The 23,645-nt window shown below is 64.8% G+C and carries 27 protein-coding genes and 1 tRNA gene; 3 read left to right on the plus strand and 25 right to left on the minus strand.

What is annotated here, in order from left to right; translation table 11 throughout:
* From ACN9MB_RS21500 to ACN9MB_RS21520, 5 genes are all read right to left on the minus strand, one after another.
* Positions 1-648, minus strand: coding sequence for a LolA-related protein (locus ACN9MB_RS21500; RefSeq protein WP_426270251.1), 648 nt, complete (start codon positions 646-648; stop codon positions 1-3).
* A complete protein-coding gene (locus ACN9MB_RS21505) occupies positions 572-1,525 on the minus strand; it encodes an acyltransferase (RefSeq protein ID WP_204634662.1) in 954 nt (317 codons plus the stop codon). The genes ACN9MB_RS21500 and ACN9MB_RS21505 overlap by 77 nt, the downstream gene beginning before the upstream one ends.
* Positions 1,522-1,821: a hydroxymyristoyl-ACP dehydratase gene (locus ACN9MB_RS21510; protein ID WP_426270252.1), complete on the minus strand. Its 300-nt coding sequence runs from the start codon at positions 1,819-1,821 to the stop codon at positions 1,522-1,524. The genes ACN9MB_RS21505 and ACN9MB_RS21510 overlap by 4 nt, the downstream gene beginning before the upstream one ends.
* Positions 1,818-2,540, minus strand: coding sequence for a xanthomonadin biosynthesis protein (locus tag ACN9MB_RS21515; RefSeq protein ID WP_426270253.1), 723 nt, complete (start codon positions 2,538-2,540; stop codon positions 1,818-1,820). The genes ACN9MB_RS21510 and ACN9MB_RS21515 overlap by 4 nt, the downstream gene beginning before the upstream one ends.
* A gap of 79 nt (positions 2,541-2,619) precedes the next feature.
* On the minus strand, positions 2,620-2,889 hold the full coding sequence (locus ACN9MB_RS21520; protein ID WP_046971235.1) for a phosphopantetheine-binding protein: 270 nt from the start codon (positions 2,887-2,889) through the stop codon (positions 2,620-2,622).
* 92 nt (positions 2,890-2,981) lie between these two features.
* Between ACN9MB_RS21520 and ACN9MB_RS21525 the strand changes: the two genes are divergently transcribed.
* Entirely contained in the window at positions 2,982-3,968 is a 987-nt protein-coding gene (locus ACN9MB_RS21525) for a pteridine-dependent deoxygenase (protein ID WP_426270254.1), read from the plus strand.
* On the opposite strand, the gene ACN9MB_RS21530 is transcribed toward ACN9MB_RS21525, so the two are convergent.
* From ACN9MB_RS21530 to ACN9MB_RS21625, 20 genes are all read right to left on the minus strand, one after another.
* A complete protein-coding gene (locus tag ACN9MB_RS21530) occupies positions 3,969-4,763 on the minus strand; it encodes a hypothetical protein (RefSeq protein ID WP_426270255.1) in 795 nt (264 codons plus the stop codon). It lies immediately after the preceding gene.
* Between the two features lie 126 nt (positions 4,764-4,889).
* Positions 4,890-5,435, minus strand: a complete 546-nt coding sequence (locus tag ACN9MB_RS21535; protein WP_426270256.1) for a hypothetical protein — start codon at positions 5,433-5,435, stop codon at positions 4,890-4,892.
* 56 nt (positions 5,436-5,491) lie between these two features.
* Positions 5,492-6,865, minus strand: coding sequence for a bifunctional UDP-N-acetylglucosamine diphosphorylase/glucosamine-1-phosphate N-acetyltransferase GlmU (glmU, locus tag ACN9MB_RS21540; protein ID WP_204634667.1), 1,374 nt, complete (start codon positions 6,863-6,865; stop codon positions 5,492-5,494).
* 83 nt (positions 6,866-6,948) lie between these two features.
* Positions 6,949-7,506, minus strand: coding sequence for an energy transducer TonB (locus ACN9MB_RS21545; protein ID WP_239535296.1), 558 nt, complete (start codon positions 7,504-7,506; stop codon positions 6,949-6,951).
* Positions 7,507-7,594: 88 nt separating this feature from the next.
* Positions 7,595-8,020, minus strand: a complete 426-nt coding sequence (locus ACN9MB_RS21550; RefSeq protein ID WP_204634668.1) for a F0F1 ATP synthase subunit epsilon — start codon at positions 8,018-8,020, stop codon at positions 7,595-7,597.
* Positions 8,021-8,148: 128 nt separating this feature from the next.
* Positions 8,149-9,561, minus strand: a complete 1,413-nt coding sequence (atpD, locus tag ACN9MB_RS21555; protein ID WP_204634669.1) for a F0F1 ATP synthase subunit beta — start codon at positions 9,559-9,561, stop codon at positions 8,149-8,151.
* Positions 9,562-9,723: 162 nt separating this feature from the next.
* Complete coding sequence (gene atpG, locus ACN9MB_RS21560; RefSeq protein WP_426270258.1) at positions 9,724-10,650, minus strand: F0F1 ATP synthase subunit gamma; 927 nt, start codon at positions 10,648-10,650, stop codon at positions 9,724-9,726.
* A gap of 153 nt (positions 10,651-10,803) precedes the next feature.
* Entirely contained in the window at positions 10,804-12,354 is a 1,551-nt protein-coding gene (gene atpA, locus ACN9MB_RS21565; RefSeq protein ID WP_046971227.1) for a F0F1 ATP synthase subunit alpha, read from the minus strand.
* 143 nt (positions 12,355-12,497) lie between these two features.
* On the minus strand, positions 12,498-13,031 hold the full coding sequence (locus ACN9MB_RS21570) for a F0F1 ATP synthase subunit delta (RefSeq protein ID WP_204634671.1): 534 nt from the start codon (positions 13,029-13,031) through the stop codon (positions 12,498-12,500).
* Positions 13,032-13,034: 3 nt separating this feature from the next.
* Complete coding sequence (locus tag ACN9MB_RS21575) at positions 13,035-13,505, minus strand: F0F1 ATP synthase subunit B (RefSeq protein ID WP_204634672.1); 471 nt, start codon at positions 13,503-13,505, stop codon at positions 13,035-13,037.
* Positions 13,506-13,615: 110 nt separating this feature from the next.
* On the minus strand, positions 13,616-13,882 hold the full coding sequence (atpE, locus tag ACN9MB_RS21580; RefSeq protein WP_204634673.1) for a F0F1 ATP synthase subunit C: 267 nt from the start codon (positions 13,880-13,882) through the stop codon (positions 13,616-13,618).
* A 74-nt stretch (positions 13,883-13,956) separates the two neighbouring features.
* The gene (gene atpB, locus ACN9MB_RS21585; RefSeq protein ID WP_426270260.1) at positions 13,957-14,790 is read right to left on the minus strand and encodes a F0F1 ATP synthase subunit A; all 834 of its coding nucleotides are present in this window, start codon (positions 14,788-14,790) and stop codon (positions 13,957-13,959) included.
* Between the two features lie 3 nt (positions 14,791-14,793).
* The gene (locus ACN9MB_RS21590) at positions 14,794-15,213 is read right to left on the minus strand and encodes a hypothetical protein (RefSeq protein ID WP_338030959.1); all 420 of its coding nucleotides are present in this window, start codon (positions 15,211-15,213) and stop codon (positions 14,794-14,796) included.
* A 202-nt stretch (positions 15,214-15,415) separates the two neighbouring features.
* The gene (locus tag ACN9MB_RS21595; protein WP_204634675.1) at positions 15,416-15,817 is read right to left on the minus strand and encodes a phasin family protein; all 402 of its coding nucleotides are present in this window, start codon (positions 15,815-15,817) and stop codon (positions 15,416-15,418) included.
* Between the two features lie 152 nt (positions 15,818-15,969).
* Positions 15,970-16,332 (minus strand): 6-carboxytetrahydropterin synthase QueD, encoded by a 363-nt coding sequence (gene queD / locus ACN9MB_RS21600; protein WP_426270261.1) that lies wholly within the window; start codon positions 16,330-16,332, stop codon positions 15,970-15,972.
* Positions 16,333-16,542: 210 nt separating this feature from the next.
* A complete protein-coding gene (locus ACN9MB_RS21605) occupies positions 16,543-18,468 on the minus strand; it encodes a S8 family serine peptidase (RefSeq protein ID WP_426270262.1) in 1,926 nt (641 codons plus the stop codon).
* A 61-nt stretch (positions 18,469-18,529) separates the two neighbouring features.
* A complete protein-coding gene (locus tag ACN9MB_RS21610) occupies positions 18,530-20,917 on the minus strand; it encodes a YadA family autotransporter adhesin (RefSeq protein WP_426270263.1) in 2,388 nt (795 codons plus the stop codon).
* 563 nt (positions 20,918-21,480) lie between these two features.
* Positions 21,481-21,924 carry a helix-turn-helix domain-containing protein gene (locus ACN9MB_RS21615; RefSeq protein ID WP_426270264.1) on the minus strand — a complete coding sequence of 148 codons (444 nt, stop codon included), beginning with the start codon at positions 21,922-21,924 and terminating at the stop codon, positions 21,481-21,483.
* A 16-nt stretch (positions 21,925-21,940) separates the two neighbouring features.
* Positions 21,941-22,078 (minus strand): hypothetical protein, encoded by a 138-nt coding sequence (locus tag ACN9MB_RS21620; protein WP_426270265.1) that lies wholly within the window; start codon positions 22,076-22,078, stop codon positions 21,941-21,943.
* 333 nt (positions 22,079-22,411) lie between these two features.
* A tRNA-Met gene (locus ACN9MB_RS21625) sits at positions 22,412-22,488 on the minus strand.
* 183 nt (positions 22,489-22,671) lie between these two features.
* Here ACN9MB_RS21625 and ACN9MB_RS21630 point away from each other — a divergent pair.
* Both ACN9MB_RS21630 and ACN9MB_RS21635 read left to right on the plus strand, forming a co-directional pair.
* Positions 22,672-23,229: an RNA pyrophosphohydrolase gene (locus tag ACN9MB_RS21630; RefSeq protein WP_426270266.1), complete on the plus strand. Its 558-nt coding sequence runs from the start codon at positions 22,672-22,674 to the stop codon at positions 23,227-23,229.
* A 167-nt stretch (positions 23,230-23,396) separates the two neighbouring features.
* Complete coding sequence (locus ACN9MB_RS21635) at positions 23,397-23,597, plus strand: (2Fe-2S)-binding protein (RefSeq protein WP_426270267.1); 201 nt, start codon at positions 23,397-23,399, stop codon at positions 23,595-23,597.
* Positions 23,598-23,645 lie beyond the last annotated feature (48 nt).

Consider the following 23,645-nt stretch of genomic DNA (forward strand, 5'->3'; position numbering starts at 1 on the left):
TCAACCGCCCTGGCAAAGAGCGGCTAGCGCGTCCCGCGTGGGCGTCGCCGGCATCTTGGCGGCATACGCGCCGAGCAGGTCGATGGCGACGTCGCCATCGGCTTCCTGCATGCGCATGCAGTGCGGTTCGTTGCCGCTGCCGTCGATGTCGATGCGGCTCACCGTCTGCGCGAGTTTCGCGTCGCGCGGGGTCAGGGTCAGCGTCCAGTGATCGGCGCCATCGGCGCTGTGCTGCACGGTGAAGGCCTGCTCGAGGCGCGATGCATCGCCGCCCAGCAACGCCACGAAGCTGTCGAGCAGCAGCTGCAACTGCGGCGCGCGCTTGAGCGAAAAGCTTCGCGGCGAACGGCCTTCGCGCTGCTGTGTCACTTCGCCGTCGCCGATGGTCGACACTTCGCGGGTGGGATGTTCCACCGTGCGCTCGAGCTTGTCGCCGCCCAGCCAGGCAAGCTGTCCGGACACGACCAGCGGCTTGTCCAGCATCTTCATGAAGCGCGCTTCGGCAAAAGGCGTGCGCGCCGGAGCAGGGCGCCCCAGCGAGGCGACCAGGGCGCGCGCGGTCGCCGCGTCTTCAGGCGCCGACGCGTTCGCGCACAGCGACAGCATCAGGCCGCACAGCAGTGTCCACGTCTTGCTGCCAGAAGTCATAGAAGTTGAACCAGTTGTAGGGAGCGACGTGGATATAGTGTTCCACGCGACGGGCGAAGCGGGCGATCACCGCGTCCAGTGCCTGGGCGCGATCCTGGCGCGGAATCTCGATGCGTTCCGCGAACGGCTCGAAGATCAGGCGATAGCGGTTGCCGCCTTCGTAGAGACCAAAGCACAACACCACCGGCACGCGCAGGCTGTGCGCGAGCAGCCAGGGGCCGACCGGGAACGGCGCAGGCTCGCCGAGGAAGGCGGTACGGCGCAGCACTTCGTGTTCGCGCCCGCGGTCGGCCAGCAACGCCACCATCGCGCCCTGTTGGCAGGCTTCGGCCATGGCGAGCGTGATCGACGGGCCGCCCTTGGAGGCATCGATGACGCTGTTGCCGACATCCGGCGCCAGCGATTCGAGCAGCTGGGTCATCGCCGGTGTCTTCTGCTTGTCCAGCACCACCCGCAGGCGTGTGTCGGGGCGACGCGAACTGAGCGCGCGCAAGGCCTCGAAACTGCCTTGATGCGTGCCCAGCAGGAGCACGCCTTGCCCCTGCGCGAAGCTGGCTTCAAGTTCTTCGAGGCCTTCGACGGTGACATCGAAATCCTTCTCGCCACGCGCGAGCAGGAACACGCGATCGAGCAGCGTCGCCGCAAAGCAGTGGATATGTTTCATCACATGCCAGGGCGTGACCGGCTTGTCGAGCACGCGTTCGAGAAAACGACGCGAGGCTTCGCGCTCGGGTCCGCGGCGCAGATAGAAGTACAGCGTGACGGGATACAGGATCAGGCGGCCCAACGGACGGCCGCCGTACAACGCGATGCTGCGAATCAGCCACAGCGCAAAACGCCCGCCGCCCTCTGGCCGACTCTGCCAGTGCTCAGTCATGTCGTTCCCTCGATGGAACCGCGCGCGAGCAGATCGTCCCCTCGACGAATCTCGAAACGCACGCGGCCGTTTGCTTCGGTCAGCGCGACCTGCGCCTGCTGCTCCGGCAACAGCGGCGCCACGAACTTGGCCTCCAGCACGCGTGCCAGTCGTTCGCCGCGCCAGTCGTGCAGCGCCAGGGCGACTTGTTCGAGCAGGATCACGCCGGGCACCAGCGGCGAGCCGGGAAAGTGTCCGGGCAGGCTCGGGTGATCCGCGCCCACGCGAAATTCTCGCTGGAAAGCCGGGTGATTCATCGCGATGCCGGATCCTCGCCGCGCACCAGCGCCGGCCAGCGTGCCGCCAGGCCCATCGCAAGTTCATGCAGGCGAAGGTGATGTACATGCCGCAGATGCCAACGGCGGAACGCGTTTTCCAGCAGGAAGGCGCTGGCGATCAACACATAGCCGCCCACATGCACGTACGACTGCGCCAGTCCTGCATGCACCGGCCACGGCGAGGCCAGGCCGAGCGAGCTGAGCAGGCCGCCCGGCTCCGCGCACAGCAGCAGCACGGCCAGCACCAGCGCCTGCGCCGCCGTAAGCAGCGCCCAGAACCAGGTGAGGTGGCGTGCATAAGGCGCGATGCCCGGCACGGCCAATCGTTCGGGTCCTTCCAGCGCCTCGATGAAACGGGCGATCAGCGGCGTGCGGCCTGCGCGCAGGGTGCGGCCGAACAACCACGACAGCAGCGCGTTGACGGCAATCGGCACGCATTCCAGCAACAGGCCGACCATGCCGTGCAGCCACAGCCACGCCATCCCCGCCAGGGTGCCGGTCCAGACCAGCCACGGCGTGAGGCGACGCGTCGCCAGCGCGGGAATCATCAATACCGTGAGCAGCAACGCGCACGCCGCCAGCGAGAAGCCCTGGCGATGGGTCAGCACACCGGCCATGGCCAGCACCGGGTAGCCGAACATCAGCGGCAGCCAGCGCCGCGACGTCGATTTCGGTGAAGCTGGATGGAAGGACGACATGGGTGGCTCAGCCTGCGTGACAACGGGACGGCACGACGTCAAGTCTGCCGCGTGCGCAATGCATCATGCCCGATGTTGGTTAAACGGCACGCTGCCGTTCAATGTGCTCGGAGAGCGTGCGCAGGCTGGTGAAGATCTTGCGATTCTCGGGATTGTCCGAGCGCAGCTGGAAGCCGTAGCGCTTGGACACCGCCAAGGCAATTTCCAGGGCGTCGATGGAGTCCAGGCCCAGATCGCCGCCGAAAAGCGGTGCATCAGGGTCAATCTGGTCCGCCGTGACGGTTTCCAGGTTGAGGCTGTCCACGATCAACGTGGCCAGTTCATGTTGTGCGGTGCTCTGCTCGGCCATGCCGTTTCCGTACCTGAATTCTTGCGTCTCTCCCCCAGAGCCGCAGGCCGGCCAGTGTAACATAGCGTCCCAGTTTCTCCGGTTGGATGCCCATGGTTCAGGGTTGTGAAAACGTAAGGCCTGCGCTGCACCGCGCGCCGCAGGTGTCCTACCGGTGGGTCGACCCGGAGACGGTGTTGCAGGAAGCAGGCACGCTGGCCGTGTTCGGCTTCGGTACGGGTGCCGCGCGCGATGCCGATCCGCGCTGGCTCAACGTCGACCTGGAAGATTTCGACGCGCCCACGCCGCTGGAGATCTGGCAGGTCGACGGGCCGGTGACGCACGGGCGCCTGGGCGAACTGCAATGGGCGAGCGGCGATGGCTGGCTGTTCGCGGCGATCACCGTTGACGAGCACACCCACGGCGGCCCGCGCGCAACGGCGGCGACGGCTTACGACCAGCTCTGCGCGTTCGTGGCCTCGCGCCGCGAATGCCACGTACAGCGCATCTGGAATTACCTGGCGGACATCAACCAGGGCGAAGGCGATACGGAGCGCTACAAGCAGTTCTGCGAAGGCCGCGCCGAAGGCATGGGCAACTTCTTCGCGGAAGGCTTTCCTGCCGCCACCGCCATCGGACATCACGCCAGCGCGCCACGCCTGCAGGTTTACCTGCTGGCCTGCGACGAACCCGGCGGGCGGGTGGAGAATCCCCGCCAGGTCAGCGCCTGGCGCTATCCGCGGCAATACGGCCGTACGCCGCCCAGCTTTGCCCGGGCGATGACGCTGCCGGGCCAGGACGCGCTGGCGATTTCCGGTACCGCTGCCGTGGTCGGCCATGCCTCCGCCCACCAGGACGATCTGCTCGCACAGTTGGACGAAACACTGGTGAACCTCGAGACCTTGCTGGCCAGCGCCAACATGCCGGCCGGTTTCGACACGCAGTCGCCGCTCAAGGCCTACGTACGGCATCCGACCGATGCGCCGCTGGTGCGCGACTTCCTGCAAAGCCGCCTGCCCGGCGTGCCGGTACTGCTGCTGCACGGCGACATCTGCCGCAGCGAACTGCTGGTGGAAATCGACGGCTGGCGTTACGCCTGATCAGCCCGACCAGCCTTGCGGCGACTGGCAGGCGGGAAACGCCTGCCGGAAGCCGTTCACCATGAAGTCGGCCAGCGCGGACTTCGACGCTGGCAGCGCGGCGTAGACATCGGCCAGCGCAAGGTCGCCCTTGCCTGTTTCCAGCGCAGAAACGGGCACACTGCTGAGCACTGCGGCGTGCACGGTCAAGCCGTTGGCGCGATAGCGGAACAACGCGGTGCAATCGTCCGGACGCGACTGCCAGCTCATCACCGGATTGGTCTGTCCTAGCAGTACCGGCGAGGCATCATGCCGCGAGGCCAGTTGCTCGCCCGCGTTCGGCAGCAGGCCGGCCGCCTCCTGCAGCAGGCATTCTTCGCAGGCCGGTATTACCGAGTAGGTTACCCACCCAGATGCCGCACCCTCGGGCGCGACAAAGGTGTAGCGCGCATTGGCGTCGGCACCGATGGCTGCCCGCTGCAGGCGCCAACCCGTCGGCACGGCCATCCAGCCGGCCACGCCGCCATAGAACCACTGCACCCCATCCTTGCCGGGTGGCGTGGCGGCGGGCAGAGGCGACAAGTCGGCCAGCTGGGGCCTGGTCCAATCGCCCAGGCCACTGTGCACGTCGACCAGGGTGACGCTGGCGCCGCCGAAGGCGACCGTGCGCAGCGCGTAGTCCGTACCAACCGCCGACGCTCCCTCTGGCGCGGCAGGCAGCTCACGCACCCCTTCACCAGCGCGCGTCCGCGAACCGAACATGCTCAACACGGCCACGAAGGCCACCAAGACAACGCCACGGCATCGAATGCGCATACGCCCGCCCCCTGTCTTCTGTGCAAGAACGCAGCTTATACAGGCAGATCGGGCCGATGCGAATCGAACGAAAGTCGTGTGGCGCAGCCCCGTCCCACTGGCCTTTGCACAGGCGGAAATGGCGCGCTAGCGTGAAGCGACCTTCGCGTAGGCACGGTCCACCTGTCCGATAAAACTGCGCACGCCGGCATCGATGTAAGGGTTGGCCGATCCCTGCGATGCATCGATGATCTGACGGTCCTTGTATGACCCGCTCTTGAGCAGGCGGCCCGTCACCGCATCGAACACATGGATCGTCGCGGTGTAACTGTTCGCCGGCTTCATGCTGCCCCCGCCCAGGGGGTTATCCGGTGCCGAAAGATCCGGTGCGTAGCGCAGCGTCACGCGATAGGGCAGGTTCCGTTCGGCGGCGGGCGAGGGCCTGGCCGCGAATGCTTCGTTCTCCGGCGGCACCGCATCCAGCGTCACATGGCGCGCTTCGGCCCAGCGGTCGAAGGCGTTTTCCACGATGGCGCAATTCACCGTCTTGCTGACGCAGGCAAGGTAGGCATGGAAGCGCGGCGCACCATCGGCATCGAACAACGACACCGTGCCCGCATCGCCGGGGGCGCTGGCGCATCCATGCAACAACAGCGTACCGAGGAAAACGGCCAGGGCTTTTGCTCTGTGCATACGTTTGACGCTCCTGTCGGACGGTCACTGCCATGCGCCGCGTTCCAGCGCAGCTTCTATTTGTTCTTCTGCGGTCGCTTCCACCCGTGCAAGGTCACCTGCTTGGCACGTGCGAGGGTGAGTTCGCCGTCGGGCGCGTCCTTGCCAATCACCGAACCGGCGCCGATCGTCGCATCCATGCCCACCGTCACCGGTGCGACCAGGGCGCTGTTGGAACCGATGAAGGCGCGGTCGCCAATGACGGTGAGGTGTTTGTTGGCACCGTCGTAATTGCAGGTGATGGTGCCGGCGCCGATGTTCACGCCGCTGCCGATCACGGTATCGCCGAGATAGCTCAGGTGATTGGCCTTGCTGCCCTCGCCGAGGCTCGCTTTCTTGGTCTCGACGAAATTGCCGATGTGCACGCCCGCCGCCAGCTCCGTGCCCGGCCGCAGGCGCGCGAACGGACCGATGGTGCACGGACCGTGCGTGACCACGCCTTCCAGGTCGCAATGGGCCTGCACCACGGTGCCGGCCGCCAGCGAGACATCCTTCAAACGCGTGAACGCACCGATCTGCACGTCGTCGCCCAGGGTGACATGGCCTTCGAGGATCACGTCGATGTCGATCTCGACATCCATGCCGGCGCTGACCTTGCCGCGCACGTCGATGCGCAACGGATCGGCGATGCGCACGCCATCGAGCGCCAACGCCTTGGCCGCGCGCGAGCGGTACTGCGCCTCGAGTTCGGCCAGTTGCCATGGATTGTTGGCGCCGGCCGCTTCGTATTCGTCATCGCATTCCACGCAGGCGGCGGCGCGATTTTCTTCCGCGGCCATGGCGAAGATGTCGGTGAGGTAGTACTCGCCCTGGGCGTTGTTGCGATCGAGTTTGGACGTCCATCGCTTCAGCGCGACCGCGTCGGCGGCGACGATTCCCGTGTTGATCAGGTTGATCGCACGCTGCGAGTCGTCGGCGTCCTTCTCCTCCACCACGGCACGCACGAAGCAGTTGCCGTCGCGCAACACGCGGCCATAGCCGGTGGGGTTGGCCACGCGCGTGGCCAGCAGGCTTACCGTGCCTTCGGCCTGCACCAGCTTCTCCAGCGTCTGCGCACGGGTCAGCGGCACGTCGCCGTACAGCACCAGCACGGTCACGTTGTCCGGCACGTCCAGCAAGGCTTCGCGCACCGCGTGGCCGGTGCCGAGACGCTGCGATTGCAGCACCCAGCGCAGATCGTCCTGGCCGTCGAACGCCGCGCGCACCTGCTCGCCGCAGTGCCCGTATACCAGGTGGATCGCCTGCGGCCGCAAGGCGCGCGCCGCTTCCAGCACATGCGCAAGCAACGGTCGCCCGGCCAGCGGCATCAGCACCTTGGCCTTCTTCGACTTCATGCGCTTGCCCTCGCCGGCGGCGAGAACGATGACGTGCAGTGGCGTGGTCTTGAGCATGGGACGGACCTGTTTTCGACTAGCGGCGGAGCATAACAGCCGGTGCACGCGGCCCCAGGGGCCTGATGATGTAGACCGTATGGCTATGGTGTGGCACGGGGCGACACGCCGGCGTCGGTGACCGGCTTGCCGTCTTTCCAGGCGAAGCGGAACACGTAGTCCAGGCTGAAAGGACGTGCCTCGCTGCTGACTTCGTGCGTGTTGCCGTTGGCGTCGGACGCCCACTGATTGATGCGCAAGGGCTCGAACGTCCACTGCATGGCGGCGGCGCGCACAGCATCATCGAAGAGCCTGGTGTGCGCATCCGCGCGCTCTTCGTCGGCGATGCGTACCTCGGCCACTTTGCCTTCTTCGTTGACCACCAGGCGTGCCTCCACTTCCTCCGGCGGCAATCGCTGGTCGAGCAATGCGTCGGGGTAGACCGGTGCCGGGTGATGCGAGGGAACGGCACCGGTCGAGACCTGGCCCAGGGCAAGCTGGTAGTGCTGCAGATCGTCCTTCTGCGCAGCGCGATAGGAGGTGTCGCCCTCGACGGCCGGCTTGGCCGGAACGGTCGGCGGGACGCTGGCACAGCCAGCCAGCGCGATGCCGAGGCTCGCTGGCAACCATTTCCATCCACCGCGCTGACGCCTCGTACCCATGCTGTTGCCCCCTTGCTGTTTGCCTCAGCATAAACAAAAACGCCGGCCCAGGGCCGGCGTTCTGCGGGGTGCTGCCCGGGCAGTTCGCTCAGTGCTTGAGCGTCTTGCGCAGACGCTCCAGCGCCTGCAGCTGGGTGATGGCCTCGGCCAGCTTGGCCTGCGCCTCGGCGATCTCGACCGCGTCGGTGCGATTGGCCAGGGCGTCTTCCGCTTCCTGCTTGGCGCGCTGGGCGGCCGCTTCGTCCAGGTCGGAGGCGCGTGCGGCGGTATCGGCCAGCACGGTGACGACCTGCGGCTGCACTTCCAGGATGCCGCCGGACACCCAGAACTGCTGACGCTCGCCATTGGCCAGCACCACGTCCACGTGGCCGGGCTTCAGGCGGGTGATCAGCGGCGCATGGCGGGGCGCAATGCCCAGTTCGCCCATCTCGCCGGTGGCGACCACGAGCTGCGCGTCGCCGGAGAAGATCTCGGCTTCGGCGCTGACGATGTCGACACGGAGGGTATGACTCATGGTTTTCTCGCTACGCTCGAGTAAAGGGGGAGTGGTGAATGGTGAATGGGGAGAGCAGGCGCGCTAGCGCACTGTGCAGTTGCTATTCCCTATTCACCCTTCACTCTTCTCTATTTCCCAGAGGCCGCTTAGGCGGCCTTCTTGGCGCCCATTTCCTCGGCCTTCTTGATGGCCTCGTCGATGCCGCCGACCATGTAGAACGCCTGCTCCGGCAGGTGGTCCACGTCGCCGTCCACGATCATCTTGAAGCCGCGGATGGTTTCCTTCAGCGGCACGTACTTGCCCGGCGAGCCGGTGAACACTTCGGCCACGTGGAACGGCTGCGAGAAGAAGCGCTCGATCTTGCGGGCGCGCGACACGGCCTGCTTGTCGTCTTCCGAGAGCTCGTCCATGCCCAGGATCGCGATGATGTCCTTGAGCTCCTTGTAGCGCTGCAGCGTGCCCTGCACGCGGCGGGCCACGTCGTAGTGCTCGGCGCCGACGATATCCGGATCGAGCTGGCGGCTGGTCGAGTCCAGCGGATCGACGGCCGGGTAGATACCCAGCGAGGCGATGTTACGGCTCAGCACCACGGTCGCATCAAGGTGAGCAAAGGTAGTCGCCGGCGACGGATCGGTAAGGTCATCCGCGGGCACGTACACGGCCTGGATGGAGGTGATCGAACCGGTCTTGGTCGAGGTGATGCGCTCCTGCAGCACGCCCATTTCCGCGGCCAGCGTCGGCTGGTAACCCACGGCGGACGGCATGCGGCCGAGCAATGCGGACACTTCGGTACCGGCCAGCGTGTAGCGGTAGATGTTGTCCACGAACAGCAGCACGTCCTTGCCCTTGCCCGACGCGTCCTTCTCGTCGCGGAAGTACTCGGCCATGGTCAGGCCGGTCAGCGCCACGCGCAGACGGTTGCCCGGCGGCTCGTTCATCTGGCCGTAGACCATGGCCACCTTGTCGAGCACGTTGGAGTCTTTCATCTCGTGGTAGAAGTCGTTGCCCTCGCGGGTACGCTCGCCCACGCCGGCGAACACGGACAGACCCGAGTGCGCCTTGGCGATGTTGTTGATGAGTTCCATCATGTTGACGGTCTTGCCGACGCCGGCGCCGCCGAACAGGCCGACCTTGCCGCCCTTGGCGAACGGGCAGACCAGGTCGATCACCTTGATACCGGTTTCCAGCAGGTCGTTCGAGGTGGCCTGGTCGTCGTAGCTCGGCGCTTCGCGATGGATGACCCAACGATCCTGCTCGCCGATCGGGCCGGCTTCGTCGATGGGATTGCCGAGCACGTCCATGATGCGGCCGAGCGTGGCCTTGCCGACCGGCACCTTGATGCCTTCGCCGGTGTTGCGGGCCACGAGGCCGCGCTTGAGGCCATCGGTGGAACCGAGGGCAATCGTACGGACGATGCCGTCACCCAGCACCTGCTGGACTTCCAGCGTGATGTCGGTGCCGTCGACTTTCAGCGCGTCGTAAACCTGCGGCACCTGATCGCGTGCGAACTCCACGTCGATGACCGCGCCGATGATCTGTACAACTTTGCCCTGACTCATTGTTGGGACTCCGGATTAATTCAATTTGTTCCGCCGTGTCGCGCCATGCGCGCCTTCGGCTTTGGATTTGTAAAAGGTGAATGGTAAGTGGTCAGTAAAAGCCCGCATCGTGCCGGCTTTCTCTATTCACCATTCACTCTTAACCACTTACCGCTCTATCAATCACACAGCCGCTGCGCCACCAACAATCTCGGAAATTTCCTGCGTAATCGCCGCCTGGCGCGCCTTGTTGTAGATCAGCGTCAGTTCGCCGATCACCTTGTTGGCGTTGTCCGATGCGCTCTTCATCGCGACCATGCGCGCGGCATGCTCGCTGGCAAGGTTTTCCAGCACGCCCTGGTACACCACCGACTCGATGTAACGACCCAGCACATGCTCGAGCACGGTGGCGGCATCGGGTTCGTAGATGTAATCCCAGTCGTGCTTCTGCTCGAGCTTGAGGCCGGCCACCGGGAAATCCGGCGAGTTCGGCTTGCCTTCGCCGCTGACCATTTCCTGTGCCACCACCGGCAGCGGAAGCAGCGCGTGGACCGCCGGCTTCTGCGTCATGGTGTTGATGAAATCGTTGTGGGCGAGGAACACGCGATCGAGCTTGCCTTCGGTGTAGGCATCGAGCATGACCTTGATCACGCCGACCAGACTTTCCACCTTCGGCTTCTCACCGAGATGGGTGACGCTGCCGATCAGGTTCACGCCCTTGATGCGACGGAAGAACTGCGTGGCCTTCTGGCCGACGGCAACGACGTCGATCTCCGCGCCCTTGTCCTGCCACTCGCGAATGATCGGCAGCAGGCGACGGAACAGGTTCGAGTTCAAGCCGCCGCACAGACCGCGGTCGGTGCTGACGACGAGAAAACCGACGCGCTGCACCTTCTCGCGCTCCAGCAGGAACGGATGGCTGAAATCGGTGCTGGCCTGGGCCACGTGCGCGATCACCTTGCGCATGGCACGCGCATAGGGACGCGACGCCTTCATCAGATCCTGCGCCTTGCGGATCTTCGAGGCCGAGACCATCTCGAGCGCGCGCGTCACCTTGCGCATGTTCTGCGTGCTCTTGATCTTGGTTTTGATTTCGCGTCCGCTGGCCATTCTTTGTCGCTCGCTGTGCTCGCTTGTTAAGTCGCGCCGTTGGCGCTGTAAATGGTGAATGGAGCGCTTGCTGCGCAAGCTCAGTGGTAGGAGTCGAAGCGCAACGCGCTCGTGCTCTCACCATTTACCATTCACCACTTACCATTTACTGCTTCACCAACTTCCCGTCTTCTTGTACTCGTCGAGCGAGGACTTGAAGGTGGCTTCGATGTCGTTGTTCCAGTCACCGGTGGCGACGATCTTCTTCATCAGCTCGCCGTGGTTCTGGTGCATGAAGGCGTGCAGGCCCTTCTCGAACGGCAGCACCTTGTTGACCGGCAGGTCGTCGAGGTAGCCCTTCTCGGCGGCGTACACCGACAGCGCGAGTTCGGCGATCGAGAGCGGCGAGTACTGCGCCTGCTTCATCAGCTCGGTCACACGCTGGCCGCGGTCCAGCTGGGCGCGGGTGGCCGGATCCAGGTCCGAGGCGAACTGCGCGAACGCAGCCAGCTCGCGGAACTGCGCCAGGGCCAGCTTCACGCCGCCGGACAACTTCTTGACGATCTTGGTCTGGGCAGCGCCACCGACGCGCGACACCGAAATACCGGCGTTCACGGCCGGGCGGATGCCGGCGTTGAACAGGTCGGTTTCCAGGAAGATCTGGCCGTCGGTGATCGAGATCACGTTGGTCGGCACGAACGCGGACACGTCACCGGCCTGCGTTTCGATGATCGGCAGCGCGGTCAGCGAACCGGTCTTGCCCTTCACTTCGCCATTGGTGAACTTCTCGACGTACTCCTCGGAGACGCGAGCCGCACGCTCGAGCAGGCGCGAGTGCAAATAGAACACGTCGCCCGGGTAGGCTTCGCGGCCCGGCGGGCGCTTGAGCAGCAGCGAGATCTGGCGGTAGGCCACGGCCTGCTTGGACAGATCGTCATAGATGATCAGCGCGTCTTCGCCGCGGTCGCGGAAGTACTCGCCCATGGCGCAACCCGAATACGGCGCGATGTACTGCAGCGCGGCCGACTCGGAAGCGGAAGCCACCACCACGATGGTGTTGGCCAGCGCGCCGTTCTCTTCGAGCTTGCGCACCACGTTGGCGATCGACGAACGCTTCTGGCCGATGGCCACGTAGATGCACTTAATGCCGGAGTCTTTCTGGTTGATGATCGCGTCGATGGCCAGCGCGGTCTTGCCGGTCTGGCGGTCGCCGATGATCAGCTCGCGCTGGCCACGGCCGATCGGGATCATCGAGTCGACGGACTTGTAGCCGGTCTGCACCGGCTGGTCGACCGACTTGCGCCAGATCACGCCCGGCGCGACCTTTTCGATGGCCGAGCTGGTCTTGGCGTTCAGCGGGCCCTTGCCGTCGATCGGGTTGCCCAGCGAATCGACCACGCGACCCAGCAGCTCCGGACCGGTCGGCACTTCGAGGATGCGGCCGGTGGTCTTGGCGGTGTCGCCTTCGCGCAGGTGCTGGTATTCGCCCAGCACCACGGCGCCTACCGAGTCACGCTCGAGGTTCAGCGCCAGCGCATAGGAGTTGCCCGGCAGTTCGATCATTTCGCCCTGCATCACGTCGGCCAGGCCGTGGATGCGCACGATGCCGTCGGACACGCTGATGATGGTGCCTTCGTTACGTGCTTCCGCGCCGAGCTTGAACTGCTCGATGCGGGTCTTGATCAGTTCGCTGATCTCGGACGGGTTCAAGGTGGAGCTGGACATGGGTCGATATCCTGAGATTTGAGTCTTTTTTGAAGAGCCCGCCGATGCTGGCGTGACACTTCGCGAAACGGACTTCGCTTTAAATTCATTGTCCGGCCATGGATGGCCGGTCTTGCTGTTCGCGACACGAAGTCGCGTGAAACTTAAGCCGTCAGCGCGCGGGTCATGCGCGCCAGACGACCGCGGGCCGAACCGTCGATCACTTCGCTGCCGGTATCGATCACCACGCCGCCGAGCAGCGAGGCATCGACCTGGGTTTCCAGTTCGATCTCGCGCTTGAAGCGACGCTTGAGCGATGCCTTCAGCTGGTCAGCCTGGGCGGCATCCAGCGCGAACGCACTGGTCACCTTCACCAACAGCTGCGACTCGGATTCGCGCTTGTACTGCTCGAACAGCGCGGCGATTTCCGGCAGCAGCGCCATGCGACGGTGCTCGGCCAGCTCACCCAGGAAACGGGCAAACGGCGCGTCGGCAGCCATGCCCTGCGGCAGGTGCAACGCGACCAGCTGGTCCGCCGTCACGCGCGGATCGTTGCCGAAACCGGCCACGCGCGGGTCCTTCGCCACTTCCGCGGCAAAGGCCAGCGCCTGCGACCATGCGCCGAGCGAGCCGGCCCCATGGGCCAGCTCGAAGGCAGCACGCGCGTACGGACGGGCGAGGGTGATTGCCTGCGTCATGACTTAGATCTCGGCCACGAGCTGGTCGAGCATCGCCTTGTGGGCGCTGGCATCGACTTCGCGCTGCACGATTTTCTCCGCGCCCTGGACCGCCAGACGGCCGACCCAGCCACGCAGTTCTTCGCGCGCACGCTGCTGCATGCTGACGATTTCCTCGGCAGCGGCGGCCTTCAGGCGCGTGGCCTCGGTCACGGCTTCGGCGCGAGCCTTGTCCACGATCTGGTTGGCCTGGCTCTGGGCGCGCTCGATGATCTCGTTGGCCTGCGCACGAGCCTGCTTGATTTCGACGGCCACCTTGGCGTCGGCGTCCTTCAGTTCGGCGCGCGCCTTTTCGGCGGCGGCCAGACCATCGGCAACCTTCTTCTGGCGCTCCTCAATCGCGTGATTGAGCTGCGGCCAGATGAACTTGGTGGTGAACCAGACCAGGATGGCGAAAGAAACCATCTGGCCCAGGAAAGTCAGATTGATATCCATGAGCTTTCCAAATACTCCCGAACACGTTGAAGTTGACGTGAAGCCGCGGCGTTAAATCCGCCGCGGCGCCACATAACCCGCTCCGATCGGCCTCGCGGCCTAACGAAGGCTTAGTGCGGCAGGGCGCTGATCAGCGGATTCGAGAAGGCGAACAGCAGTGCCACGGCCAGGCCGATGATGAACGCAGCGTCGATCAGGCCGGCGAGCAGGAACATGCGGCCCTGCAGCAGCGGCACCAGCTCCGGCTGACGGGCAGCGGACTCGAGGAACTTGGAACCCATGATGGCGATACCCAAGCAAGCGCCCAGAGCGCCGAGGCCGATGATGATGCCGATGGCAATGGCGGTCAGGCCCTGCACGTGTGCGATGAGTTCCATGGTGTTCTCCTGTGAATCGATAACGGGTTGGTTAGAACAAGCAAGATGAAGCGAAACTTGAAACGAAGCGAAACTTAGTGATGCTCACGCGCGGTCGCGATGTACACGATCGTCAGCATCATGAAGATGAACGCCTGCAGCAGGATGATCAGGATGTGGAAGATCGCCCACACCGAGTTGAACAGCACGCCTGGCAGGAAGCTGATCCAGCCCGCGAACAGGCCCGCGATCAGCATGAAGACCAACTCACCGCCGTACATGTTGCCGAACAGTCGCATGGCGAGCGACACCGGCTTAGACAGGTATTCGATCACGTTGAGTGCGAGGTTGAACGGCATCAGGATGATCTTGACGATCACGTTGTCCGCATGGAACGGCGCCGTGATCAGCTCCCAGCCGAAACCGCCCACGCCCTTGGCCTTCATGCCGTGCGCCAGCACGATGAAGAACACGGCCAGGGCCAGGCCCATGGTGGTGTTGATGTCGGCGGTGGGCACCCAGCGGAAGAAGGTGTGATGCGCGACTTCGGCGCCAGCGACGGCCTTCACGCCCCAGCCGGGCGCATCCAGCGGCAACAAGTCCATCGTGTTCAGGAACACGACCCACATGAAGATCGACAGCGCCAGCGGAGTCACCGTGCGGCGGTCGCCGTGGAAGGTGTCCTTCACCTGGGTGTCGACGAACTCCACGATGATCTCGACGAAGGCCTGGCCCTTGGACGGCACGCCCGAGGTCGCCTTGCGGGCCTTCAGCCAGAACCACAGGCAGAACAGGGCACCCAGCACGAAGGACACGACGAGCGAGTCGACGTGGATCTTCATGAAGTCGCCGTCACCCAGACTCACCGTGTAGTGGTGAAGGTGATGCTGGATGTACTCAGTTAGTCCGCCCTGCGGCTCGCTTGCCATGTGTTAGCCCTTGAATCTGAACGCCAGCAGATTTATTGCGTAAGCAGCCACCAGCCCCGTGATGGCAGCTAGTGGCGGTAATTTCCATTGACCCAGGATCGCGATCAGCCCTCCGAAGATCACGATCCACTTCAGGATCAAACCTGACAACACGTGCCACATGGCCGTGCCTCCGCCACCCAATCCCTTGAAGGAGCGCCACGCCAGCAGCGCGGAACCCAGCGCCACCAGGGCGGCGCCTGCAGTGGCCGCCAGCGCTTCGCGGGGCCCCTGCATCAGGAAGGTGAGACCGACGGCCACCGCCACGGCCAGCTGCAGCAAAATAATGCGCAGTGCCAGACGACGACCGGAAGCAAGACTGTTGATCACGTGATGTTCCCGCGCGGCTTCGCTCAAGGCGGCACCGAACCAGCTGCGGGCCACGGTCCAATCCCAAAAAGTATATCAGCGAGGCATTTACAGCGACAAGTCGCGCCCGGCGCGACATCTTGTCCAGAGGCCGATCCGTTCACATAAAACGACGGAGTCGCGAGAAATTGCGCATAGAAAAAGGGCCGGACAACCGTCCGGCCCTTTGACGCAACTGGGGGGAAGAAACGCTGCGCCGATAAGCGGTCTTACTTGATTACTTGCTCGAAGCGGCAGCAGCGGCCTTCTTGACGGCAGCGACCGGAGCGGCCACGGCGTCATTGGCAGCAAGCTGCTGTTCCTGCACGAGCGCGCTGAGCGACTCGGCGGTCTTCTGCGTCACGGCGATGATTTCCTGGGTCACGGAGACGGCGCGCTCGGCGTTTTCACGACCGGCGGCTGCCGCCTTTTCCCACAGCACGCGAAAACCATCGATATCGCGGGTTTCGAGGGCGCCGCTGAAGAAATCGGCCGCAGCTTCGGACTGCTTTTCCAGTGCGCGGATCTGCAGTTCGGCGACCTGCTCCAGGCCCTTGAAAGCCACGGACTGTGCCTTGAAAGCGCTGTCGGCCAGCTGCTTGGCGTAGGCAAAAACCTGGGAATTCAGTTGCTGCGTCATGACTTGGTCCCTCGACGGGATGGGGGTAGTGAGACGTACCTTACCAAGTCGTTTTGTGCAATGCAATATATTTTCGCTGAACGGAATCGCATGTCATCAAAAATTCAAGATTACCAAGCGATTACGCGAGCACGATGACTTATTGCGACGCGTCAAAAACTGTCACGGCTACAACTTGCTCCGGAGGTGCACGTTTCATGCACGACCACTTTGTCCAGTCCCGGCAACGACGGCGCCAGGCGCTGGAAGATCCAGCGCGACAGCATCTCGCTGGTGGGATTCTCCAAACCCTCGATATCGTTGAGGTAATGGTGATCCAGCTGATCGAACAGCGGCGCGAAGGCCGTCTTGACGTCGGCGAAGTCCATCACCCAGCCCAGGGTAGGGTCGGGCTCTCCCTCCACATGGATCTCGATGCGGAACGAATGACCGTGCAGGCGCGCGCACTTGTGGCCCGGCGGCACGCTCGGAAGGCGGTGGGCCGCTTCGATATGGAATTCTTTGAAGATATGCATCCGCGCATTCTAGCGCGTCGCCCTTGCAGGCCCGCCTGCCGGGAATTCCAGCGTGCGTATCGTCACGCGTAAAAAAACACCCGGAAAGTCGACCCACGCCATCCCGCAGCGATGCCCGAGGGGTCGGGCGGCGGTATCGGCGGTTCCGGGTGGCGGCGCGTCAGGTCCGCAAAAATCCCTCGCCGCCAGGCAGCGGCGAGGGTCGGGTGCTTAGGGTGAGGTATAGGTGGCCAGCACCGAGACGCTGGCCACGTCCTTCACCGCCTGCAGGCGGATGTAGTACGTGGCGGCCTGTGGCGTCGGCACCACCACCACTTCCGCGTTGCCGGGACGTTGCGAGGCGTAATCGGCATCCGAACCGCCGGCAGCCGGCATCTGGCCCGCCTTGACGAACAGACTGGCGTCGCCGGTGCCTCCCAGCAGGCGGATCGACAGGTTCTTCGCGCCCACCGGCAGCGTGATCGCATAAAGCAATGAACCGCCCGCAGCCACTTGTTGACCGGTCAGCGTCTGGCCTGGCGCGAGCTGCAGGTAGTCGGGCAGCGTTTCGCCGAGAGCGAGCGCTACGGCTGCATGCGTATCGAGGATGCCTGGACCGATCGGCGCATCCGGCGTGACGTAGAACGGCCGCACCGAGGACACCAACAGGCTCTTGATCTGCGCAGGCGACAGCGACGCGCCCGCGTTGGCATCGGCGTAGGCGCCCTGCATCAAGGCCACCGTGGCGGTGACGTGCGGCGTCGCCTGCGAAGTGCCGGCCATGCCCGCATAGATCGAGCCGCCGTTGGCCGGCAGCACAGGTGTGGTGGTACCTGAGTTGTAAGCAGCCCAGACGAAACCGTTCGGGTAGTCCTGCGCCCCGCCGATCGCACCGTTGACGAACACGCCGCCACCGGGTGCCGCCAGTGTCACGCCGGCACCGTAGTTGGAGTAGTACGCGCGTTTCGCATTGGCACCGGTCGCCGCCACGGTGATCACACCGGGGCAACTTGCCGGCGTGTAGTTGGCGCTGTCGTCGGTCGAATTGCCGGCGGCAACAACGATCGTGGTGCCTCGGCCGATCGCGCTCGCGATGGCCGCGGTGGTCACCGGGTCGTCGCTGCACGCGCCAGCACCGCCCAGGCTCATATTGATCACTTTGGCCGGATTCGGATTGTCGGCAATGCCGTCAACATGGCCACCCGAGGCCCACACCACCGCATCGGCGATGTCGGAGGTATAGCCGCCGCAATGGCCGAGCGCGCGCACCGGAATCACGTGCACGCCTGGCGCCATGCCGGCCATGCCCAGCCCGTTGTTGCTGAGCTCGCCGATCACGCCGGCCACGTTGGTGCCATGCCAGCTGCTGGCTTCGGGATTGTCGGTGCAGGCCTCATACGGATCAGCGTTGGTCCAATCGCCGAGATCCCAGCCGCCCGGCACGCGATCGTCGGTGGCGCGTCCGGACACGAAGGCATCGCTGATGAAGTCGTAGCCCTGATCCGCCAGCGAGGTATCCAGGTCCTTGTGCGCGGTGATGCCGGTGTCGATCACGGCGACCGTGATGCCGTGACCGTCCACACCCGGGAAGTCGTTCCACAACTCGGGCAGTCGCACGCCACCGACGGGATCGATGAAATCCCATTGATAGGCCGACAGGTACGGATCGTCCGGCGTGGCCGCATCGGCCGCCTTCACCAGCGTCCTGCCGGCTTGCAGCGAGGCCTTGATGTTGCCGATGGGCTTCATCATCAGGTCCGGCTGCACGTGCACGACGGCAGGATCGGCGGCAATCTGCTGCATCAAGGTGGTGGCTTCGGCGCGGCTCAGCTTGCGGCCCGTCTTCATGACGTCGGAACCACCGGCGAGCTTGCGCTTCCAGCTGACGGCCAGCGGCAGGTTGGTGCTGGCGCTGTTGCGCAGGCTGGCGCGCGAGACGGCGGCCGTTACGGCCTGCGTTGCCATCGATGCGCTGGTGCGCTGGGTGGTGCCATCGCGATAAGTGACGATGAAGCGATCGTAGCTACCCGCGTCCTTCAGGCCGCTCACGCTGATCTTGCTGGTGACAGCCGACGTGGAAAAATCGGTGGCGTGTGCAGCGCCCAGCCCCATCGCGGCGGCGAGCACGGTCAAGCGAAACAGATTCAAAGCATGCATGGTGTTTCCCCGAGAAAACTTTGCAAGAAGAAAGGGCGAGGCGATGACCTCGCCCTGCGCGTCACCAGCTGAAACCGCCGCCGATGCCGACCGTGGTTTCCGAGCCCGACGTCGCCGCGCCCACCGACACGCTGGCGCGATTGCCGGCGAAGCCGCGCTGATAGCCGACCGAGATCGCCGACTGCCCGCCATACGTGCCCACACCGGCGCCGAGGCGGTTTTCACCGGCAAGACCCGAGGTGCTCGCCGTCATCTGCGCCATCGCCGTGCCCATCGCGCCGACGCGATCGAGGCGACGGTTGACGTTGCTGAACTGGTCGTTGACCTGGTTGCGGAAGCTGTCGAAGTCCGAGCGGCTCACGCTGTTGCCGAGCTTGCTGTCGGTATAGGCATTGGCGGCGGACAGCGTCCGCTGGTCGCCGGCATCCGCATAGGTCTTGGCCGTCTGCAGTGCCTCGTCCACCTGGCTGACGTTCGCTGCGTCGGTGGGGTTCACACCCGCAGCGACATTGGTGACGCGACGCTGGTTGCTGGCGCTGCCCACGGAGACCGTGTTCGCTTCATTCGCCACCGAGTTCGCACCGAGCGCCACGCTGTTCTGCGCGGTGACCGAGGCCGCCTGTCCAAGCGCCGTGCCCGATGCGGTAGTGACGTTGCTGTCAGCACCGACTGCCACGGCATTGGTCGCACTCGCGCTGATGGTGGCGTTGCTGCCCACCGCCGTGCTGCCGTCCGCACCCACGGTGGCGTTCGTGCCAATCGCGGTATCGCGACCATCGGTGGCGATGCTCTTGTCGCCCACCGCCAGGCCGTTGCCCGAACCCATGGGCGCGCCGCCGCCACTGTTCCATCCATCGACGGTCTGCTGCAGCTGGCTTATGTTTTGCCACGCGCCGGTAAGCGACTGGTCCAGCGCCTGCAACGCATCACCCACATTGCTGTATGCGCCGTTCTGGATCCGATAGTTCGGCCCGCTCCAGCTGCCGTTGGCGAACGATGCGCCACCGCCCAGTGCAGCGGCCAGATCGCTGCCATTGCCGCCGGAACCGACGACGCCGGCGATCGCCTGATTGAGCTGGCCGACGTTCACCGCATCGGTGTCTTCCGTGCCCGCGGCCACATTGATGATCTGGCGATCGAAGGCCTCGTGGTTCGAGCCATCGTTGTAGTTCATCCATGGCGCCGTTGCGCCCACCGAGACCACGTTGTCGCGATCGGCAACGGAACCCGCACCGAGCGCCACGCTGTTGTTGCCGGTCACCTGGGCGTAGCTACCCAACGCCAATCCGCCGGTGCCGAAGGCCTGCGCGTAGTTGCCGAGGGCCACCGCATAGTCGGCATTCTCGATGCCGCCCATGCTGTGCACGCCGCCGTTTACGGAGCAGATCCAGCACGGATCGCCGCCGTCGCCGCCACCATCGCCGTCGCCCGGTGTCGGCGGTCGAATGCCGCCCGCTTGCGCGCCGGTGCCCAAGGCGATGCTGCCCGCACCGTTGGCCTGCGCATACGCGCCCGAGGCAATCGAGTACGCGCTGTTGGCGTAGGAACCCGTGCCCAGCGCCACGGCGTAGTCGCCGAGCGCGTAACTGTTGGCGCCCAGTGCCGTGGCGAAGTTCGCGCCGGCTTGCGCATTCGAACCGACCGCCGTCGCGAAGCCCCAGTCGATACCTGCGTAACCCGCAGTAGCCACCTGCCCCAATGCGGTGCTCGACTGGCCATAAGCTTGCGCCGCGACACCGAACGCAGAAGTGCGCTCATCAGGCGCATAGGCCTGATAGCCCACGGCGGTGGAATAGAGGCCGGCCGCTGTGGAAAAGCCACCGATGGAAACCGCCGTCGGACCCGCCGCTTGCGCCTGCAAGCCAATGGCCACCGACTGCGGACCCGTAGCGGATGCGCCCGCGCCCAGCGCCACGTTGAAATCTTCCGACGCATTCGCGCCCGTGCCGATGGCGATGGAAGCGCTGCCGCTGGCCGCGCTGGCCAGCGCATCGATCAGTGTGGAGCCGGTGGGATCGGGAATCTGTCCGTAACCGCCAATCGCAATCGACGACAAGCCACCTGCGAAACTGCCGTAACCGATCGCCGTGCCGTAATCGGCATTGACCACCGCCAGCGAACCCAGCGCCACGCCGCCCGTCCCGTAGACCGCGCTGAACGAGCCCAGCGCGGTGCCGTAGCTGCCAACGACCTGGTTGTACGCGCCGATGCCGGTGCTGTAGTCGCCAGCAACATAGGCATAGGCGCCGGCCGCCATCGCGTTCGTGCCGCTGGCAACTGCGTCGTCGGAACCGTCGTTGTTGCCGTCGGACTTGAAGTAAGGGTCCGCGTTGAGGACGCTCGCCGGTTGCATCAGCGAAGCGGGCTTCACCCCGGCAACACTCGACGCGTTGTCGGCGGCGTGGGCAGAGCCCCAGGCCGAAGCCAGCGCGATGGAGAGAGCGGCCATTCGCGGCAGGCTTCGTTGCCTGGCGATGTGCTGCGAATGAGTCGAGGCATGCATGTCGATCGTTTTCACCAAGCGAACTCCCAGTGCAGATCGGCGCAGCCGGCAGCAAGCACCGGCACGCGAGCGAATATCGAGGTTGACGTTGGCGCGCGCCGGCACGGAGGCTTGCGCCGGAGACCCCAGGATGTCTCCGGCGCAAGTTCCGCTTCGAACGCTTGTGACGCGGCCTCACCGGGAACGGTGATGCCGCGACAAAATCAAGAGATGACGCTCCCCCACGGATACGCATCAGCCAACGTACAGACGTCTATACGTCCGTGCTATCCACGCTATCAATGCGCAAAACTTTGCGTCTATCACTTCTTGCGAGTAAGAATTCGTCGTACGCAAAAAGGGGGATGAGTCGCCGGGCGCGGCGTCACATCGCGTGCGTCGGCGGATGGAAGCGGCGCACAAGAGTGGATCCGGCGTTGCATCTGGGCGCAGACGCGAACGCATCGCACGACGTGGTGCGCATGCACATGGAACAGAAGCGATCAGCTGATGGAGCGCGCGCGCCCTGGTCAGTCGACGAACGCGTCGGCCACGCGCCGAATGAAGTCGGCCGTGCTCTGCGCGCCGAACTTGCGCATGGCGTTCTGCCGATGCTTACGCACCGTGAGCGGGCTGATACGCAGGCGCGTGGCGATGTCGTCGTTCGAAAGTCCCTGACCCACCAGCTGGCAGATTTCCCGCTCGCGCGAACTGAGCAGGTCGTGGCGGCAAGCCTGCGGATCATCCGCGCGCCGCTCGCCCAGATGGAGAATCGCGTAACGGACCAGCGCGCCGGGATGGCGCATGTCCATCTTCCTGCGCATGTTGGTGCGATGCTGCCGTACGGTGTGGATGGAAATGCCCAGCGCCGTGGCAATGGTGAGCGAGCTCATGCCACAGGCGATCAGGCGCAGGATTTCCTGCTCGCGCTTGGTCAGCATGGACAGGTGAAAATTGGCTCTGGGTAACATCATGGAATGACGCCAACGACTACGTGGTGGAACTGCCGCCGAGCGGCATCGGGCTGGCGATGGATCCCGCGCCATGCAAGCGGCGTTGCGGGAACACGCTCGATGACACGTCATCGCGACGCAGTGTCCGGTCGGTGGGTCCGACCTCGATATCCATGGTGCTCCGCAGGCTTCCAGCGAACTTGTCGATCCGCATCCGTCCTTTCAAAATCAAACGATGGCTCGAACACCGGCAGCCGAAGAGGTGGACGGGCGTCCACGCGTTGAAACTAACAACGGGTCCAGAGACCGTCTATCCGCGCTGGGGAGTAGCCACTTCACTACCCACGATGCGTCTGCGGTGGCTGCCGCCACTTCAACGACATGAGCGAGGACGCAGACGGCCCGTATGCGGGCAGCGATCGGGTACGGACGCCACGCAGCATTCGCGTGCCATTGAGGCAAAAAACAGACGGGAAGCTTGGAAGTGTCCCAGAGACCTGGAGACACATGGTGGCTATGGGTGGACTCGAACCACCGACCCCAGCATTATGAGTGCTGTGCTCTAACCGGCTGAGCTACATAGCCTTGGGTGCCGCCTGCCAGGTGCGTCGACGTGATGTCGATCAGGCAGGGCCCGGCAGTTTAGTGGGCGCCGCCCTTCGGTTCAAGGCCCCCGGTTGCCCCGCCTTCCTGCGCTGTGCTTGAATCGACCACGAGCCGCGGTGGTTCTTCGTTGTCCGCCGTACCCACCCGGCTTCAGGAGGCAACATGATCGATGTCGATGGCTATCGTCCGAATGTAGGCATCGTTCTGCTCAATGCAGACGGCCGCCTGTTCTGGGCGCGCCGCGTCAATCGTGATGGCTGGCAGTTCCCCCAGGGCGGCATGCGCAGCGACGAGACACCGCTGGAAGCGATGTACCGCGAGCTGGAAGAGGAAACCGGCCTGGCCGCCCACCATGTGGAAGTGATCGGGGTGACCCGTGGCTGGCTGCGCTACCGCCTGCCCAGCCGTTATGTACGCCACCACCAGCACCCGACCTGCATCGGCCAGAAACAGGTGTGGTTCCTGCTGCGCCTGGTGGGTAGCGAGGAAGCGCTCCGGCTGGATGCCTGCGAGAAGCCGGAATTCGACCACTGGCGCTGGGTGGACTTCTGGTACCCGGCCGCCCACGTGGTCAACTTCAAGCGGCAGGTCTACGAGCGCGCCCTGCGCCATTTCGCGCCGCTGGTGGAGGCGTTGCTGAGCGTGCAGCTGGGCGATCTGCCGCACCGCGAGGGCCCTGGCACAGGCGACACCCCGCGCAAGGGCGCGGCCACGGCCTGACAAGCGCCGGATTATCGCCGACATCGGCTCCGCTGCTTAGTCGACATCAGAGCCGTATTTCGCCCGCTGGCGTCCTTCACCAACCCTGACGCCACCTGAATCACCCGGCCCGCTCGGGCCTGCGCACTGAGTTGACAATCATTCGCATTTGCGTTCCCATATGTGCCATGTATATCTGCATGTGCAACGCCGTCACGGACGGCGACATCCGCCGGGCCGCCAGCGAGGGCGTCCACCAGTTCGCCGAGCTGCAGGCTCGCACCGGCTGTTCGGATTGCTGCGGCTGCTGCGAACAGGAAGCGCGCGCCACGCTCGACAAGGCGGTGCAGCACGTCCTCTCGACGTTGCCGGTCGTTGCCATCGCCTGACCCGGCGAAACTCAGGATTCCCCCGAAACGCGCGGCCTCGGCCGCGCG

It is taken from the genome of Dyella kyungheensis (genome assembly GCF_049913195.1).
GTDB classification, from domain to species: domain Bacteria; phylum Pseudomonadota; class Gammaproteobacteria; order Xanthomonadales; family Rhodanobacteraceae; genus Dyella; species Dyella kyungheensis.

Excerpts from the sequence above, each read along its gene's own strand:
- ACN9MB_RS21500 (WP_426270251.1), bottom strand. The coding sequence starts at position 648 with ATGACTTCTGGCAGCAAGACGTGGACACTGCTGTGCGGCCTGATGCTG.
- ACN9MB_RS21505 (WP_204634662.1), bottom strand. The coding sequence starts at position 1,525 with ATGACTGAGCACTGGCAGAGTCGGCCAGAGGGCGGCGGGCGTTTTGCG.
- ACN9MB_RS21510 (WP_426270252.1), bottom strand. The coding sequence starts at position 1,821 with ATGAATCACCCGGCTTTCCAGCGAGAATTTCGCGTGGGCGCGGATCAC.
- ACN9MB_RS21515 (WP_426270253.1), bottom strand. The coding sequence starts at position 2,540 with ATGTCGTCCTTCCATCCAGCTTCACCGAAATCGACGTCGCGGCGCTGG.
- ACN9MB_RS21520 (WP_046971235.1), bottom strand. The coding sequence starts at position 2,889 with ATGGCCGAGCAGAGCACCGCACAACATGAACTGGCCACGTTGATCGTG.
- ACN9MB_RS21525 (WP_426270254.1), top strand. The coding sequence starts at position 2,982 with ATGGTTCAGGGTTGTGAAAACGTAAGGCCTGCGCTGCACCGCGCGCCG.
- ACN9MB_RS21530 (WP_426270255.1), bottom strand. The coding sequence starts at position 4,763 with ATGCGCATTCGATGCCGTGGCGTTGTCTTGGTGGCCTTCGTGGCCGTG.
- ACN9MB_RS21535 (WP_426270256.1), bottom strand. The coding sequence starts at position 5,435 with ATGCACAGAGCAAAAGCCCTGGCCGTTTTCCTCGGTACGCTGTTGTTG.
- glmU (WP_204634667.1), bottom strand. The coding sequence starts at position 6,865 with ATGCTCAAGACCACGCCACTGCACGTCATCGTTCTCGCCGCCGGCGAG.
- ACN9MB_RS21545 (WP_239535296.1), bottom strand. The coding sequence starts at position 7,506 with ATGGGTACGAGGCGTCAGCGCGGTGGATGGAAATGGTTGCCAGCGAGC.
- ACN9MB_RS21550 (WP_204634668.1), bottom strand. The coding sequence starts at position 8,020 with ATGAGTCATACCCTCCGTGTCGACATCGTCAGCGCCGAAGCCGAGATC.
- atpD (WP_204634669.1), bottom strand. The coding sequence starts at position 9,561 with ATGAGTCAGGGCAAAGTTGTACAGATCATCGGCGCGGTCATCGACGTG.
- atpG (WP_426270258.1), bottom strand. The coding sequence starts at position 10,650 with ATGGCCAGCGGACGCGAAATCAAAACCAAGATCAAGAGCACGCAGAAC.
- atpA (WP_046971227.1), bottom strand. The coding sequence starts at position 12,354 with ATGTCCAGCTCCACCTTGAACCCGTCCGAGATCAGCGAACTGATCAAG.
- ACN9MB_RS21570 (WP_204634671.1), bottom strand. The coding sequence starts at position 13,031 with ATGACGCAGGCAATCACCCTCGCCCGTCCGTACGCGCGTGCTGCCTTC.
- ACN9MB_RS21575 (WP_204634672.1), bottom strand. The coding sequence starts at position 13,505 with ATGGATATCAATCTGACTTTCCTGGGCCAGATGGTTTCTTTCGCCATC.
- atpE (WP_204634673.1), bottom strand. The coding sequence starts at position 13,882 with ATGGAACTCATCGCACACGTGCAGGGCCTGACCGCCATTGCCATCGGC.
- atpB (WP_426270260.1), bottom strand. The coding sequence starts at position 14,790 with ATGGCAAGCGAGCCGCAGGGCGGACTAACTGAGTACATCCAGCATCAC.
- ACN9MB_RS21595 (WP_204634675.1), bottom strand. The coding sequence starts at position 15,817 with ATGACGCAGCAACTGAATTCCCAGGTTTTTGCCTACGCCAAGCAGCTG.
- queD (WP_426270261.1), bottom strand. The coding sequence starts at position 16,332 with ATGCATATCTTCAAAGAATTCCATATCGAAGCGGCCCACCGCCTTCCG.
- ACN9MB_RS21605 (WP_426270262.1), bottom strand. The coding sequence starts at position 18,468 with ATGCATGCTTTGAATCTGTTTCGCTTGACCGTGCTCGCCGCCGCGATG.
- ACN9MB_RS21610 (WP_426270263.1), bottom strand. The coding sequence starts at position 20,917 with ATGGCCGCTCTCTCCATCGCGCTGGCTTCGGCCTGGGGCTCTGCCCAC.
- ACN9MB_RS21615 (WP_426270264.1), bottom strand. The coding sequence starts at position 21,924 with ATGATGTTACCCAGAGCCAATTTTCACCTGTCCATGCTGACCAAGCGC.
- ACN9MB_RS21620 (WP_426270265.1), bottom strand. The coding sequence starts at position 22,078 with ATGGATATCGAGGTCGGACCCACCGACCGGACACTGCGTCGCGATGAC.
- ACN9MB_RS21630 (WP_426270266.1), top strand. The coding sequence starts at position 22,672 with ATGATCGATGTCGATGGCTATCGTCCGAATGTAGGCATCGTTCTGCTC.
- ACN9MB_RS21635 (WP_426270267.1), top strand. The coding sequence starts at position 23,397 with ATGTATATCTGCATGTGCAACGCCGTCACGGACGGCGACATCCGCCGG.